The sequence below is a fragment of the Diaphorobacter limosus genome (assembly GCF_033100095.1).
Taxonomy (GTDB): Bacteria; Pseudomonadota; Gammaproteobacteria; order Burkholderiales; family Burkholderiaceae_C; genus Alicycliphilus; species Alicycliphilus limosus.
This window is the reverse complement of record NZ_CP136921.1, coordinates 3,179,246-3,193,544: the sequence shown is the minus strand read 5'-3', so window position 1 is coordinate 3,193,544 and position 14,299 is coordinate 3,179,246. Positions and strand designations below refer to the sequence as shown.

Sequence of the window (14,299 nt, the reverse complement as noted above, 5' to 3'; positions counted from 1 at the left end):
CCCTACAGTACAGCCTTCCTGCCCCTGCCCCACAACGCCCCATGCCCCTGGTTGAATTCACCGCCCTGCTGGTGCTGGCCACCGCGATGAGCTTCACGCCCGGCCCGAACACCACCCTGTCCACGGCCCTGGCGGCCAACCGCGGGCTGCCGGCGGCGATGCGCTTCGTGCTGTCGGTGCCCGTGGGCTGGAGCGCGCTGCTGCTGCTGTGCGCCGGCGGGCTGGGCGCGCTGGTGCTGGCGCTGCCGGCGCTGCGCTGGGCCATCAAGGCCGTGGGCATCGGCTACCTGCTGTGGCTGGCACTGCGGCTGGCGCGCTCGGGCCAGCTGTCCGAGGCCGACGCCGCGCGCCTGTCGGTCGGCTTCTGGCAGGGCACGCTGCTGCAGTTCGTGAACATCAAGGCCTGGCTGCTGGCGCTGACCATCGTCGCCGGCTGGGTCGTCGGGCAACCGGATCATCTGCAGCGCCTGGCCCTGGTGCTGCCGGTGATGATGGCCTTTGCCTTCGCCAGCAACCTCACCTACGCCGCCGCGGGCGCGCTGCTGCGCCACTGGCTGGCCCAGGGGCGGCGGCTGCTGTGGTTCAACCGCGTGATGGCGGCAGTGCTGGTGGCCACGGCGCTGTGGATGGTGGCGGCATGAACAACGCCGGCTCGCACCGTGATCAAACCCTGGGCCTGTGGCTGGGCGTGCTGGGCGTGGCGATCTTTGCCGTGACCCTGCCGGCCACGCGGCTGGCCACCGGCACGGCCGAGCAACCCCAGCTCTCGCCCTGGTTCGTGACACTGGGCCGCGCCGCGCTGGCGGGCCTGCTGTCGGCGGCCTTTCTGCTCGTCACGCGCTCGCCACGGCCAGAGCGGCAGCATTTCAAACATCTGGGCTGGGCCGTGCTGGGCAACACGCTGGGCTATCCACTGTTGCTGGCCTATGCGCTGCGCAGCGTCACGGCCAGCCATGCCGCGGTGGTCACGGCGCTGCTGCCGCTGGTGACGGCCGTCGTCGCCGTGCTGGTGCTGCAGCAGCGCGCGCGCCTGGGTTTCTGGGTCTGCGCCGTGCTGGGCAGCCTGCTGGTGGTGGCGTTTTCGCTGTTGCGCGGCTGGCAGCAGGGCCATGGCTTCAGCGTCGAGGCGGCCGATGCCCTGCTGGTAGGCGCGGTGGTGGCGGCCTCGGTCGGCTACATCCACGGCGCGCGCATCACCCCGGCGCTGGGTGCCGAGCGCGTGATCTGCTGGGTCTGCCTGCTGGCGCTGCCCGTCACCCTGCCGGCCGCGCTGTGGCTGTGGCCCACGCACAGCGTGGCGCCCTCGGCCTGGGGCGGCTTCATCTACGTGGGCGTGTTCTCGATGTGGGCCGGCTTCTTTGCCTGGTACCGGGGGCTGGCCCTGGGCGGGGCGCTGCGCGTGAGCCAGACGCAGCTGCTGCAGCCGTTTTTTTCCATCCTGGCGGCGATTCCGCTGCTGGGCGAGCCGCTGGACATGGTGACGCTGGGCTTTGCCGCCGCGGTGGTGGCCACGGTGGCCATCGGCAGGCGCATGCCAGTAGGGAATTAGGCTTGCGGTTATGCTGCGCGCGCGACCGGCTACCCCCGCCGGCCGCGCACCGCCGCACAACGGCATTTTTTTTGAGCAGATGGATGGCGCAACACCCGCGCGCCTATTGGAGATAAACCCATGACGAACTGGACCCTGGCCGCACGCGCGGCAAAGATGAACCCCTCGGTGATCCGCGAGATCCTCAAGGTCACCGAGAAGCCCGGCATCATCAGCCTGGCGGGCGGCCTGCCCTCGCCCAAGACCTTCCCGATACAAGAATTTGCCCAGGCCTGCGCCAGCGTGCTCGCGCACGACGGCCAGTCGGCCCTGCAGTACGCCGCCAGCGAGGGCTACCCCGCGCTGCGCGAGGCCGTCGCCAGCTGGCTGCCCTGGGATGTGGACCCGGCCCAGGTCTTGATCACCACCGGCTCGCAGCAGGGCCTGGACCTGGTGGCCAAGGTTCTGGCCGATACCGGCAGCCGCGTGCTGGTCGAAACACCCACCTACCTGGGCGCGCTGCAGGCCTTCACGCCCATGGAGCCGCATATCGTCAGCGTGGCCAGCGACGACCAGGGCCCGCTGGTGGAAGATTTTGTGGCCCAGGCCGGCAGCGGCGCCGATGCGGCCCGCTTCATGTACCTGCTGCCTAACTTCCAGAACCCCACCGGCCGCACCATGAGCGAGGAGCGCCGCGCCGCGCTGTCGGCCAAGGCCGCCGAGCTGGGCATCCCGCTGGTCGAAGACAACCCCTACGGCGACCTGTGGTTCGACCAGCCGCCGCCCGCACCGCTGACGGCGCGCAACCCCGAGGGCTGCATCTATCTGGGCAGCTTCTCCAAGGTGCTGGCCCCGGGCCTGCGCCTGGGGTATGTGGTGGCGCCCAAGGCCATCTACCCCAAGCTGCTGCAGGCCAAGCAGGCGGCCGACCTGCACACGCCCAGCTTCAACCAGCGCATCGTCGCCGAGGTGCTCAAGGACGGCTTCCTGGCGCGCCATGTGCCCACCATTCGCGCGCTCTACAAGCACCAGCGCGACGCCATGCTGGCCGCGCTGGAGCGCGAGATGGCCGGCCTGGGCGTGCAATGGAACAGCCCCGCCGGCGGCATGTTCCTGTGGGTGCGCCTGCCCGAGGGCATGAACGCCATCGAGCTTTTGCCAAAGGCCGTGGAGCGCAACGTGGCCTTCGTGCCCGGCGCCGCCTTTTATGCCGACCATGGCGACCCGCGCACGCTGCGCCTGTCCTTCGTCACGGCCAGCGCCGCGCAGATCGACACCGGCATTGCGGCCCTGGCCGCCACCATCCGCCAGGCGCTCTAGACCATGACCGCGCCGCTGCCCACGCTGGCCGAGATCGAGGCCGCGGCGCAGCTCATCTACCGGCAGTTCCAGCCCACGCCCCAGTACCGCTGGGGTCTGCTGGCCGAGCGCCTGGGCGCCGAGTGCTGGCTCAAGCACGAGAACCACGGCCCCGTGGGCGCGTTCAAGATCCGCGGCGGCCTGAGCTACTTTGCCCAGCTGGCGCAAGACGGCCGGCTGCCGCGCGAGGTCATCAGCGCCACGCGCGGCAACCATGGCCAGAGCATTGGCTGGGCCGCGCGCCTGCATGGCGTGGCCTGCACCATCTGCGTGCCGCATGGCAACTCGGTGGAAAAGAACGCCGCCATGCGCGCGCTGGGCGTCAACCTGGTGGAGCATGGCGAGGACTTCCAGGCCGCGCGCGAGCATGCGCTCCAGCTGGCCGGGCAGCGCGGCGCCCACATGGTGCCCAGCTACCATCCGGCCCTGGTGCGCGGCGTGGCCAGCTACTGGTGGGAATTCCTGCGCGCCGTGCCGCACATGGACTGGGCCTATGTGCCGATCGGCCTGGGCTCGGGCGCCTGCGCCGCCGTGGCGGCCAAGCGCGCCCTGGGCCATGGCGTGCGCCTGGTGGGCGTGGTCAGCAGCGGCGCGCTTACCTATGCCGAGTCGTTTGCCGCCGGCCGCGTGGTCGAGTCGCCCGTCAGCACCCAGCTGGCCGACGGCATGGCCGTGCGCCTGGCCGACCCCGATGCTCTCGCCATCCTCAGGGACGAGCTCGATCACCTGGTGCAGGTCACGGACGAAGAGGTGGCCGCCGCCATGCGCGCGCTGTTCACCGACACCCACAACGTGGCCGAGGGCGCGGGCGCCGCGGCCCTGGCCGGCGCACTGCAGGAAAAGGACATGCTGCACGGCCAATGCGTGGGCCTGGCGCTGACCGGCGGCAATGTGGACGCGGCCATGTTCGCGCGCGTGCTGGGCGCGCTCTGAGATCGCCCTGAAACTATTAAATTGATAGCTGCTGTCGCACACAGGACAAGTGCCAGCGGCCTGTTTTGTCAAAATCGGCGGCATGGGAACCCTCTACCTCGTGCGCCACGGCCAGGCCTCGTTTGGCGCTGCCGACTACGACCAGCTGAGCGCGCGCGGCCGGCAGCAGTCCGAGCGCCTGGGCGCCTACTGGCGCGAACGCGGCCTGCGCTTTGACGCCGTGCTCTGCGGCACGCTGCGCCGCCACGCGCAGACGCTGGCGGGCATAGCCCAGGGCCTGGGCGCCATGCCCGAGCCCCAGCTGCTGCCCGGCCTGAACGAATACAACAGCCAGGCGCTGATAAGCGCCATCCACCCCGCGCCCCTGCCGCGCCCGGACACACCCGAGCTGTACAGGCAGCATTTCCGCCTGCTGTGCGACGCGCTGGCACAGTGGATGGCCGGCACCATCAGCCCGGCGGGCATGCCCGGCTGGGATGGGTTTTCAGGCGGCGTGCGCGCCGCGCTGGAGCAGGTGCGGCGCCAGCATGTGGGGGGTAGCGTGCTGCTGGTCTCCAGCGGCGGGCCGATTGCCGCCGCCGTGGGCGAGGTGCTGCGCACGCCGCCCGAGGTGACGATTGCGCTGAACATGCGCATCCGCAACAGCGCCGTCACCGAGTTCAGCGTGAGCCCCAAACGCCTGATGCTGCAGACCTTCAACAGCCTGGCGCACCTGGACGCGCCCGAATACGCGGGCTGGGTCACTCACGCCTGAAGCGCCGCCTCCCAGTGGCAGCGGTCGCGCCCGTTGTTCTTGGCCTGGTAGAGCACCCGGTCGGCGCGTGCAAACAGCGTCTGCGGGCGGTCTTCGGGCTGCACCATGGCGCCGCCCACGCTCACCGTGACCACATCGGCCACCGGTGAAGCCCCATGGGCCAGCGCGCGTTGGCGCACGCCGGCCACCAGGCTTTGTCCCAGCGCCCGGGCGTGTTCGGCGCTGCTGCCGTACAGCAGCACGGCAAACTCCTCGCCGCCCACGCGCGCTGCTATGTCCAGCGGCCGGCCAATGCAGGCCAGGCCGACCTGCGCCACCTGCTGCAGCACGGCGTCGCCCTGCGGGTGGCCATGGAGGTCGTTGTAGGCCTTGAAGTGATCCACATCGACGATCAACAAGGCCAGCGGCTGGCCCTCGCGCCGCGCCTGGGCCATGACCTGCTCCAGGTGGTGGTTGAACATGCGGCGGTTGTACAGGCCGGTGAGCGCATCGCGCATCGCCAGCCAGTGGGCGTCGCCGCGGTACAGGAACTGCTCGCGCCGCTGGTGCTCGCGCCAGTAGGCGGCAAAGCTGAACACCAGCGCCGCCAGCGCCAGCTCCACGCCCAGGCGCAGCATCTGCGCCTGCACCTCGGGCTGCGGTGCCACCCAGGCCAGCGCACCCACGCAAGCCAGATACAGCGCGGCCATGGCCAGTTGCGCCCACAGGTTGATGGCGAACGGCGAAAACAGGCCCAGCATGATCATCACCAGAACGGCCGTCTCATGCGGCACGCCGAACACCTTGTAGGCATACACCGCAAACGCCGCACCACAGCTGAGCGCCACGCCCAGCCCCATCAGCGCCCCATGCAGCCAGCGCATGGGCGCGCGCCACAAGGCGCCGACCAGCACCAGCGCAATCGCCACCGTGACGGCCACGCGCGTCACGCGCAGGGCGGTCAACAGCGGCTGCTGCCCGGCGCCCAGCCGCGCGGCATCGATGCGCCACAGGTCAAACAGCCCGTAGCCACCCCACAGCAACAGGCAAAGGGCGCTGAACCACAGCACGCGCACATACTCGTCGCTGTGGCTATAGGCGCGGTACTCGGCCTCCAGCGGCGCATCGAAGCGCAGCCAGCGAAAGCCCCGGCGCAGCTGCTGTGCGTACTTGGTGGTGGATGCCTGCAAGGGCGGCCTGATCTGAAGCATGCGGTTGATTCTCCCAATGCGGCCGGTTGTACCACTGTGCTTCATTTTGCGCCTTGATGTGCGCTATCACAGTAGTGCCAAGCCAGCACCGGCCGGCTACGGCGGCCCCGGCCTGGGCGCCAGGGTGGACAGCGGCAGCGCATGCAGCTCGGCCAGGAGCTGCGCCAGCGCGGCGCCCGCCGCCTGCACCACGGCCTGGCCCTTGTCGGCGCTGGCGGCGGCGGCGTTGCCCACGGCGCCGGCGCTGTGGTAGTCCTCCATGGCCCAGCCCATCTTGGCGCTCTTGCCGTTGCCCAGGATGGCATGGCGCTCGGCGCGATCCTGGGATGTCGAGCGCCAGTGGCGCGCGTGCTCCATGTGCACGGTCTCGGGCGCCAGGTGCAGCATCATCGACGTCTCGATCTCGCCGCCGTGGATGCCAAAGCGGTGCTCCTGCGCGCTGAACAGCCCGCTCACCGCGTCCGGCAGCGGCAGGCCGAACCAGCTGCTGCTGTAGACCAGCAGGCCGCAGCGCTGGCGCAGCTCGCGCGCCACGATGTCCATGGGGCTCACGTTGCCACCATGGCCGTTCAACAGCAGCAGCTTCTTGATGCCGGCGCGCGCCACGCATTCGCCCAGCTCGGTCCACAGCGCGATCAGCGTGCTGGGCGACAGCGTCAGCGTGCCGGGGTAGGAGCGGTGCTCGGTGGACAGGCCCAGCTGCTGTGGCGGCAAAAACAGCACCGGCAACTCGGCCGGCAGCAGCGGCAGCGCCGCCTGGATCACGCCGTCAAGCAACGCAGCGTCAACCGACAGCGGCAGATGCGGCCCATGCTGCTCCACCGCCGCCACGGGCAGCACAGCCACGGTCTGCGCGGCCAGGCCCCAGGTACGCGCCTCGGCAAAGTCACGCGTGGACAGGTCGGCCCAGAAACGGGAGGGGTATGACATGCCAGCCATCTTAATGTGGCTCTACCATTGCCCCAAGGAACCAAACGGCGCCCCGCCGCTCCCACCCTGCGACATGCTTCACCGACTTCTACGGCAGATCCTGCCAACTATTGTTTTTATAGCTGTCAGCGCGCTAGCCATGGGCGCCAACAGCCAAATTCAGCTCAAAACCACGGCCATGGCCGGCACCAGCGTGGTCACCACCCCCCAGGTGCGCGCCGAGCTCGTCGCCCAGGCCCCCGAGGGCGTGGCCCCGGGCCGGCCGCTGCAGCTGGGCCTGCTGCTGACCCATACCAAGGACTGGCATACCTACTGGAAGAACCCCGGCGACTCGGGCCTGCCCACGCAGCTGGAATGGCAGCTGCCCGCCGGCCTGGATGCGGGCGAGATCGCCTGGCCCGTGCCCAAAAAGATCTCCATAGGCCACCTGGCCAACTACGGCTACGAGGGTACGGCACTGCTGCCCGTGCCCGTGACCGTGTCGCCGGCCTTCAACCCCGGCCCGCTGGCGCAGGAGGTCACCATCCGGCTCAAGGCCTCGTGGCTGGTGTGCCGCCAGGAATGCATTCCCGAGGACGGGGAATTCACCCTGCAGCTGCCTATACAGGGCACGACCGCCCTGCACGCCGCGGCCTTTGACGCCGCCGCCCGGGCCCATCCGCAAAACCTGCCCGCGCACGCGGACAGCGGCGCGCGCGTGGACGGCGGCGCCGTGCTGCTGCGCGTGGCCGGCCTGCCCGCCGCGCTGCAGGGGCAAAAGCTGGAGGTCTTTCCCGAGACCAGCGGCGTGGTCGAAACCGCCGCCACGCCCACGCAGCAATGGGACGGCGCCACCTGGACGGCGCGCGTGCCGCTGGCGCGCGACCGCAGCGAGGGCCCCGAGCCCATGCCCCTGGTGCTGGCCCACGCCGGCCAGGGCTGGCGCATGGAGCTGCCCGTGGCCGGCGGCTGGCCCGCCGTGGCGCCACTGGCCGCCATGTCGCCGGCGCTCGAGGCCGCGCTCAAGGCCAACGCCGCCAACGCGCAGCCCCTGCCCCTGGCACACACCCCGGCGCCGCTGGCCACCTGGCTGCTGGCGCTGGCCGGCGCGGTGCTCGGCGGCCTGATCCTCAACCTCATGCCCTGCGTGTTCCCGGTGCTGGCCATCAAGGTGGTGGGCTTTGCGCGCCACGCGCAGGACGCGCGCGCGCACCGCGTCAGCGGCCTGGCCTATACCGCCGGGGTGCTGCTGTCGTTTCTGGCGCTGGGCGCGTTGATGCTGGCCCTGCGCGCCGCCGGCGAGGCCGTGGGCTGGGGCTTTCAGCTGCAGTCGCCGGCCGTGGTGGCGGCACTGGCCGCGCTGTTCACGCTGATCGCGCTGAACCTGGCCGGCATGTTCGAGTTCCGCGCCATGCTGCCATCGTCGCTGGCCGGCCTGCAGGCGCGCCACCCGGTGCTGGATGCGTTCCTGACCGGCGTGCTCGCCGTCGCCGTGGCGTCGCCCTGCACGGCGCCGTTCATGGGCGCGTCGCTCGGCCTCACGGCCCAGCTGCCGGCCGCGCAGGCGCTGTCCATCTTCGCCGCCCTGGGCCTGGGCCTGGCCCTGCCCTATCTGCTGGCCAGCTGGCTGCCGGCCTTTGCCCGCGCCCTGCCCCGGCCCGGCGCCTGGATGGAGACACTGCGCCGCTTCCTGGCCTTTCCCATGTTCGCCACCGTGGTCTGGCTGGTCTGGGTGCTGGGCCAGCAAAGCGGTATCCACGGCGCGGCCGCGCTGCTGGCGCTGCTGGTGCTGCTCGCCATGGCCGTCTGGGCGCTGACGTTGCGCGGCCTCAGCCGGGCCGTGCTTGCTCCACTATCCATAGCTGCCTGCGCTTGGTTCACATGGGCCTGGGGCCCAAAAATCATTGAACTGACGCCCCATGCCAGCGAAACCGCAACCGCGGCCCCGGTAGGCGCATCCGCCTGGCAGGCCTGGCGCCCGGGCCTGGCCGATGAACTGCTGGCCCAGGGCCGCCCGGTGTTCGTGGACTACACCGCCGCCTGGTGCGTGACCTGCCAGTACAACAAGAGCACCACCCTGGCCAAAACCGAAGTGCTGGGCGACTTTGCCGCCAAGCAGGTGGCCCTGCTGCGCGCCGACTGGACGCGGCGCGACCCGGCCATCACCGCCGCCCTCGCCGCGCTGGGCCGCAGCGGCGTGCCGGTCTACGTGCTGCACGCGCCGGGACGCGAGCCGGTGGTGTTCTCCGAGATCCTGAACGCCGACGCGCTGCGCGCGGCCGTGCATGGGCTGTAGACGGCACCCCGGGCAGCCGATATCGTTATGATGCATGTAATAAATTGATACATATTCATGCATGTCTGGCTGCCTCCCGCCCTCCGCAAGCTCACTACCGGCATCGTGCGACGCCCTGCCCGCCGTGGTGCTGGAGCTGCTGCAGGCCAGCGAACAGCTGATAGGCATCTTTGACGCGCAGGACATCCTGCGCTTTGCTAATCCGCCCTTCCAGCAGGCCTACCATGCGCGCCCCGATGGCCGCCGCACCTGGGGCGACATCATGCGCGCCAACTACCTGCAGCAGCGCGGCACGCCGGTGCAGACGCAGGACTTCGACCGCTGGCTGGCCTCGGCGCGCTCGCGCCGGGGCAAGCAGGCCTTTCGCGCCTTCGAAACCGAGCTGCACGACGGCCGCTGGATCTGGATGGCCGAAACCACGCTGGCGGGCGGCTGAATGCTGTGCGTGGCCAGCGACATCACCGCCCTGAGCCAGGACGGCCGCAGCCTGCGCCAGACACGCGACCAGGCCCTGCGCGCCGCGCACACCGACGACCTTACCGGCATCAGCAACCGCGCCCATATGCTGCAGCAGGCCGGCGCCCTCATCGCCCAGGGCCAGCCCCTGGTGCTGGTGCTGCTGGATCTGGACCATTTCAAGGGCATCAACGACCGCTTTGGCCACCCCGCCGGCGACGAGGTGCTGCGCGACTTTGCGCGCCAGCTGCAGGCCAGCACCCGGCGCGACGACGGCTGCGGGCGCATCGGCGGCGAGGAATTCATGATGCTGCTGCCCGGCACCGACCTGCCCCAGGCCCGCGCCGTGGTGCAGCGCCTGCTGGAGCATGTACGCGCCGCCCGCCCGCTGGCCGAGGCACCGGCGCAGGGCAACACCACCAGCGCCGGCCTGGCCCTGCACCGCGCCGGCGAATGCACCGGCGCGCTGTACCGCCGCGCCGACCAGGCCCTGTACCGCGCCAAGCAGGCCGGGCGCGACCGGCTGGTGTGCGACGGCGCTCCTGCATAGCGCGCGAGGCGGTGCTAGTATTACAAACGTAATAACGTTTGTGAGGCACCCCATGCACCAGCTCAAACTCACCCAGATCGGCAATTCCGTCGGCGTCATCCTGCCCAAGGAGGCCCTGGCCCGCCTGAAGCTGCAAAAGGGCGAAACGGTGTTTCTGACCGAATCCCCAGAAGGCTTCATCCTCACGCCCTACGACCCGGCGCTGGAAGAAGAAATCACCGCCGGCCGCGACTTCATGCGCGAATACCGCGGCACCTTCCACGAGCTGGCCAAATGAGCTGGCGCTGGATCAGCAAGCAGGCCCTGCTGCTGCTGCACGCCGAAAGCCTGGCCGAGCACGGCGGCGGCCAGGGCCTGCGGGACGAAGGCCTGCTCGACTCCGCCCTAACCAGGCCGCAAAACCTGGCCGCCTATGGCAATCCCGACCACGCCGCCCTGGCCGCCAGCTACGGCCTGGGGCTGGCCAAGAACCACGCTTTCGTCGATGGCAACAAGCGCGCCGCCCTGCTGGCCACGGGCCTGTTCCTGTACCTCAACGGCTGGCGCCTCACCGCGAGCCAGGCCGACACCACACTGGCCATGCTCAGCCTCGCCGCTGGCGAGCTGAGCGAAGACGCGTTCGCCGCCTGGCTGCGCGCGCACAGCGTGCCGCGTGCATGACGCGCTGCACACCCGCTTGCAACCGTTCAGTTCTTTGATGAAGTAGGATTAAATCCCACCAACTCAGGAGCCCGCCATGCGCACCACGCAGCAAATGAGCATTACCCTGCCCAACGAAATGGCCGACGCGGTCAAGGCCAAGGTGCGCAAGGGCGAGTACGCCAGCGAAAGCGAGGTGATCCGCGATGGATTGCGCGCCCTCATGGCGCGTGATCGCGCCGTCGAAAGTTGGCTGCACCAGCAGGTCGGCCCGGCCCATGACGCGTTGCGGGCCGACCCCTCGCGCGCGGTGACGGCCGACCAGGTGCGTGCGCGCCTGGCCGCCGAGCGTGCCAAGGCCGGTTGAGGCGCAATGCGTCACCGCGTCGTCTTCAGCCCCGAAGCCCTGGAACAGCTGGCCGAACTGTTCCGCTACATCGCCCACGCCGCCTCGCCCGAGGTAGCGGCGCGCTACATCGAGGCCATCGTGAGCTACTGCGAGAGCCTGTGCACCTTTCCCCTGCGCGGAACCCGGCGCGATGACGTGCGGCCCGGCCTGCGCATCACCCACTACAAAAAGAGCGCCGTGATCGCCTTCCATGTGGACGCCGAGGTGGTCGCCATCATCGGGATCTTCTATGGCGGCCAGGACTACGAAACACTGTTGCACGGCGACCCCGAAGACGGCGGCGCCGACGGCTGAACCCGAACGCCCCCCGCTATCATCCCCGCGCATGGGAGATAGCCACCACGCCAGCAACGCGGCCGCGCCAGCCGACGCCGCCGACAACCACGCCGCCGCCACCTTCATCGACCGCTGGCAGGGCACCACCGCCAGCGAACTGGCCACGGCGCAAAGCTTCGTCATCGAGCTGTGCCAGCTGCTCGGGGTGGACAGGCCCCACCCCACGCCCGCGCAGGACTACATGTTCGAACGCCCCATCACCTTCTGGCATGGCGACGGCGCCAGCAGCAGCGGGCGCATCGACTGCTACAAACCCGCCACGCTGCAAAAAATGCTGGCCATCCTCTGTGCCGACATGGACAGGGGCGGCTTCTGCGGCGCACTCGCCAAAGACGTGCTGCACTTCAACGGCTAGCTCTTCAAGGGCGCGGGCCAGGACGGCTACAGCCTGCTGCTCACCCCCGCGCAGATCGACCTGCTGACCCAGGCCGCGCGCGCCAACTGGCGCGAGGTCGAGCCCGCCATCTTCGGCACCCTGCTCGAGCGCGCCCTCGACCCCACCGAGCGCCACGCGCTTGGGGCCCACTACACCCCGCGCGCCTATGTCGAGCGCCTGGTGCTGCCCACCGTCATCGCCCCGCTGCGCGCCGAATGGGCCAACGCCCAGGCCGCCGCCCTGGCGCTGACCTACGAGGCCGACACCCTGGAGGCCGCCGCCCCCGCCGTCAAGACCAAAAGCGACTTTGCCGCCCTGGATCGGCACAACGCCGCCGTGCGCGCCAAGCGCAAGGAAGCCGTACAGCAGGTGCAGGACTTTCTGCACCGCCTGTGCAGCCTGCGCGTGCTGGACCCGGCCTGCGGCAGCGCCAACTTTCTCTACGTCACACTGGAGCATTTGAAGCGCCTGGAGGGCGAGGTGGTGAACCTGCTCGAAGAGCTGGGCCAGCAGCAGGGCCAGCTCGGCTTCGAGGGCGAAACCGTCACCCTGCAGCAGCTGCTGGGCCTGGAGCTGAACCCGCGCGCCGCGGCGCTCGCCGAGCTGGTGCTGTGGATAGGCTGGCTGCAATGGCATGTGCGCACGCGCGGCCTGGCCAGCGTGGCCGAGCCCGTGGTGCACAACTACGGCAACATCGCATGCCGCGACGCCGTGCTGGCCTGGGACAGCCAGGAGCCGGCCTATGACAGCGCCGGCCGGCTGCTGAGCCGCTGGGACGGCACCACCTACAAAACGCACCCCGTCACCGGTGAACCCGTGCCCGACGAAGCCGCGCAAGTGCCGCAGTGGCGCTACACCGGCGCCCGCAAGGCCGACTGGCCGCGGGCGGATTTCATCGTCGGCAACCCGCTCTTCATCGGCGCCGCCGCCATGCGCGAGGCCCTGGGCGACGGCTACGTGCAGGCCCTGCGCGCCGCCTGGCAAGAGGTGCCCGACAGCGCCGACTTCGTCATGTTCTGGTGGCAGCACGCCAGCGCGCAGGTGGCCGCCGGCCACACGCAGCGCATGGGCCTGATCACCACCAACAGCCTGCGCCAGACCTTCAACCGCCGCGTGGTGCAGGCCGCGCTGGACGCGGGCACGCACCTGCATCTGGCCATAGCCAATCACCCCTGGGTGGACGCCGCCAGCGGCGCCGCCGTGCGCATTGCCATGACAGTGCTGGCCGCCGGGCCGGGCGAGGGCCAGCTGCTGGCCGTGACCGACGAGCAGGCGGGGGAACATGGCGAGGTGGCCGTGCAGCTGCAAGGGCGCACCGGCCTGATCCACGCCGACCTGAGCGTGGGCGCCAACGTGGCCGCCGCCCAGCCGCTGCGCGCCAATGAAAACCTGAGCAACCGGGGCGTGCAACTGTTTGGCGCCGGCTTCATCGTCACCCCCGAGCAGGCCGCTGCCTTACTCCCTCTCCCTCTGGGAGAGGGCGGGGGTGACGGCAAGCAGCAGCTGATCCGCCCCTACCGCAACGGCCGCGACCTGACCGACAGGCCGCGCGGCGTACAAGTCATAGACGCCTTCGGTTGGACAGCCGAGCAATTGCGCGACCAGCAGCCCGCTGTTTACCAATGGCTGCAGGAGCGCGTGAAACCCGAACGCGACCAAAACAACCGCGAAAGCCGGCGCAAGAACTGGTGGTTGTTTGGCGAAACCAACCCCAAGCTGCGCAAACAGCTCGCCGGCCTGCCGCGCTACATCGCCACCGTCGAAACCGCCAAGCACCGCACCTTCCAGTTCCTGGACGCGGCCATCCTGCCGGACAACATGCTGGTCGCCATCGCCCTTCAAGATGCCTACACCCTGGGCGTGCTCTCCAGCCAGCCGCACATCGAATGGGCGCTGGCGACGGGCGGAACGCTGGAAGACCGGCCCCGCTACAACAAAACCCGCTGCTTCGAAACCTTCCCCTTCCCCAGCGAAGACACCGGCCTGACCCCGCTGCTCCATGCACGCATCGCCGAGCTGGCGGAAAAGATCGACGCGCACAGAAAGCGCGTGCTGTCCCCACTCCCTCTCCCGCAGGCGGGAGAGGGCAGGGGTGAGGGTGCAGGCAGCGGGCGCAGCGCCAGCACACCCCCTCACCCCCACCCTCTCCCCCAAGGGGGCGAGGGAGTGAATACCGAAGCAGCGCGCCTGTCAGCGGGCGAGGGAGTAAATACCGCGCCCGGCCTGACCCTCACCGGCCTGTACAACGTGCTGGCCGCCCTGCGTGAGGGCCGCCCCCTGACGCCCAAGGAAAAGACCATCCACGCCCAGGGCCTGGTAGGGGTGCTGCGCGAGCTGCACGACCAGCTGGACGCCGCCGTGCTGGCCGCCTACGGCCTGCCCGAGGGCAGCAGCGGCGACGCCCTGCTGGAGCCGCTGGTGCGCCTGAACGCCCAGCGCGCCCAGCAAGAGGCCCAGGGCCAGATCCACTGGCTGCGCCCGGCCTATCAAAATCCGCAGAAAACGCATTAAAATCAAGAGCTACCAGCGCTTGATACACAAGCGCAAGAACCTGATTTTGATAA

General features: G+C 69.9%; 16 protein-coding genes. 14 read left to right on the top strand and 2 right to left on the bottom strand.

The window, feature by feature from the left end; genetic code table 11:
• The first annotated feature begins 41 nt into the window (after positions 1 to 41).
• From P4826_RS15300 to P4826_RS15280, 5 genes are all read left to right on the top strand, one after another.
• Positions 42 to 641: a LysE family translocator gene (locus P4826_RS15300; protein WP_317701233.1), complete on the top strand. Its 600-nt coding sequence runs from the start codon at positions 42 to 44 to the stop codon at positions 639 to 641.
• Positions 638 to 1,549: a DMT family transporter gene (locus P4826_RS15295; RefSeq protein ID WP_317701232.1), complete on the top strand. Its 912-nt coding sequence runs from the start codon at positions 638 to 640 to the stop codon at positions 1,547 to 1,549. Before P4826_RS15300 ends, P4826_RS15295 begins: the two co-directional genes overlap by 4 nt.
• A gap of 120 nt (positions 1,550 to 1,669) precedes the next feature.
• Positions 1,670 to 2,848 (top strand): aminotransferase-like domain-containing protein, encoded by a 1,179-nt coding sequence (locus P4826_RS15290; protein ID WP_317701231.1) that lies wholly within the window; start codon positions 1,670 to 1,672, stop codon positions 2,846 to 2,848.
• Positions 2,849 to 2,851: 3 nt separating this feature from the next.
• Positions 2,852 to 3,820, top strand: coding sequence for a threonine dehydratase (locus tag P4826_RS15285; RefSeq protein WP_317701230.1), 969 nt, complete (start codon positions 2,852 to 2,854; stop codon positions 3,818 to 3,820).
• A gap of 82 nt (positions 3,821 to 3,902) precedes the next feature.
• Positions 3,903 to 4,574 carry a histidine phosphatase family protein gene (locus P4826_RS15280; protein ID WP_317701229.1) on the top strand — a complete coding sequence of 224 codons (672 nt, stop codon included), beginning with the start codon at positions 3,903 to 3,905 and terminating at the stop codon, positions 4,572 to 4,574.
• On the opposite strand, the gene P4826_RS15275 is transcribed toward P4826_RS15280, so the two are convergent.
• Both P4826_RS15275 and P4826_RS15270 read right to left on the bottom strand, forming a co-directional pair.
• Positions 4,565 to 5,764 (bottom strand): GGDEF domain-containing protein, encoded by a 1,200-nt coding sequence (locus P4826_RS15275; protein WP_317701228.1) that lies wholly within the window; start codon positions 5,762 to 5,764, stop codon positions 4,565 to 4,567. The genes P4826_RS15280 and P4826_RS15275 overlap by 10 nt on opposite strands.
• A gap of 96 nt (positions 5,765 to 5,860) precedes the next feature.
• Positions 5,861 to 6,694 carry a creatininase family protein gene (locus P4826_RS15270; RefSeq protein ID WP_317701227.1) on the bottom strand — a complete coding sequence of 278 codons (834 nt, stop codon included), beginning with the start codon at positions 6,692 to 6,694 and terminating at the stop codon, positions 5,861 to 5,863.
• Positions 6,695 to 6,767: 73 nt separating this feature from the next.
• Here P4826_RS15270 and P4826_RS15265 point away from each other — a divergent pair, with 73 nt between their 5' ends.
• From P4826_RS15265 to P4826_RS15220, 9 genes are all read left to right on the top strand, one after another.
• Complete coding sequence (locus P4826_RS15265) at positions 6,768 to 8,969, top strand: protein-disulfide reductase DsbD family protein (RefSeq protein ID WP_425605177.1); 2,202 nt, start codon at positions 6,768 to 6,770, stop codon at positions 8,967 to 8,969.
• Positions 8,970 to 9,030: 61 nt separating this feature from the next.
• Positions 9,031 to 9,405, top strand: coding sequence for a hypothetical protein (locus P4826_RS15260; RefSeq protein WP_317701225.1), 375 nt, complete (start codon positions 9,031 to 9,033; stop codon positions 9,403 to 9,405).
• Positions 9,406 to 9,975, top strand: a complete 570-nt coding sequence (locus tag P4826_RS15255; protein ID WP_317701224.1) for a GGDEF domain-containing protein — start codon at positions 9,406 to 9,408, stop codon at positions 9,973 to 9,975.
• Positions 9,976 to 10,027: 52 nt separating this feature from the next.
• Entirely contained in the window at positions 10,028 to 10,252 is a 225-nt protein-coding gene (locus P4826_RS15250) for an AbrB/MazE/SpoVT family DNA-binding domain-containing protein (protein ID WP_317701223.1), read from the top strand.
• Positions 10,249 to 10,635, top strand: a complete 387-nt coding sequence (locus P4826_RS15245) for a type II toxin-antitoxin system death-on-curing family toxin (protein ID WP_317701222.1) — start codon at positions 10,249 to 10,251, stop codon at positions 10,633 to 10,635. The genes P4826_RS15250 and P4826_RS15245 overlap by 4 nt, the downstream gene beginning before the upstream one ends.
• A 76-nt stretch (positions 10,636 to 10,711) precedes the next feature.
• On the top strand, positions 10,712 to 10,981 hold the full coding sequence (locus P4826_RS15240; RefSeq protein WP_317701221.1) for a ribbon-helix-helix domain-containing protein: 270 nt from the start codon (positions 10,712 to 10,714) through the stop codon (positions 10,979 to 10,981).
• A 6-nt stretch (positions 10,982 to 10,987) separates the two neighbouring features.
• A complete protein-coding gene (locus P4826_RS15235) occupies positions 10,988 to 11,317 on the top strand; it encodes a type II toxin-antitoxin system RelE/ParE family toxin (protein WP_317701220.1) in 330 nt (109 codons plus the stop codon).
• 31 nt (positions 11,318 to 11,348) lie between these two features.
• Positions 11,349 to 11,714, top strand: coding sequence for a type IIL restriction-modification enzyme MmeI (locus P4826_RS15230; RefSeq protein ID WP_317701219.1), 366 nt, complete (start codon positions 11,349 to 11,351; stop codon positions 11,712 to 11,714).
• Between the two features lie 201 nt (positions 11,715 to 11,915).
• Positions 11,916 to 14,246 carry a class I SAM-dependent DNA methyltransferase gene (locus tag P4826_RS15220; protein WP_317701218.1) on the top strand — a complete coding sequence of 777 codons (2,331 nt, stop codon included), beginning with the start codon at positions 11,916 to 11,918 and terminating at the stop codon, positions 14,244 to 14,246.
• The last annotated feature ends 53 nt before the right edge of the window (positions 14,247 to 14,299 follow it).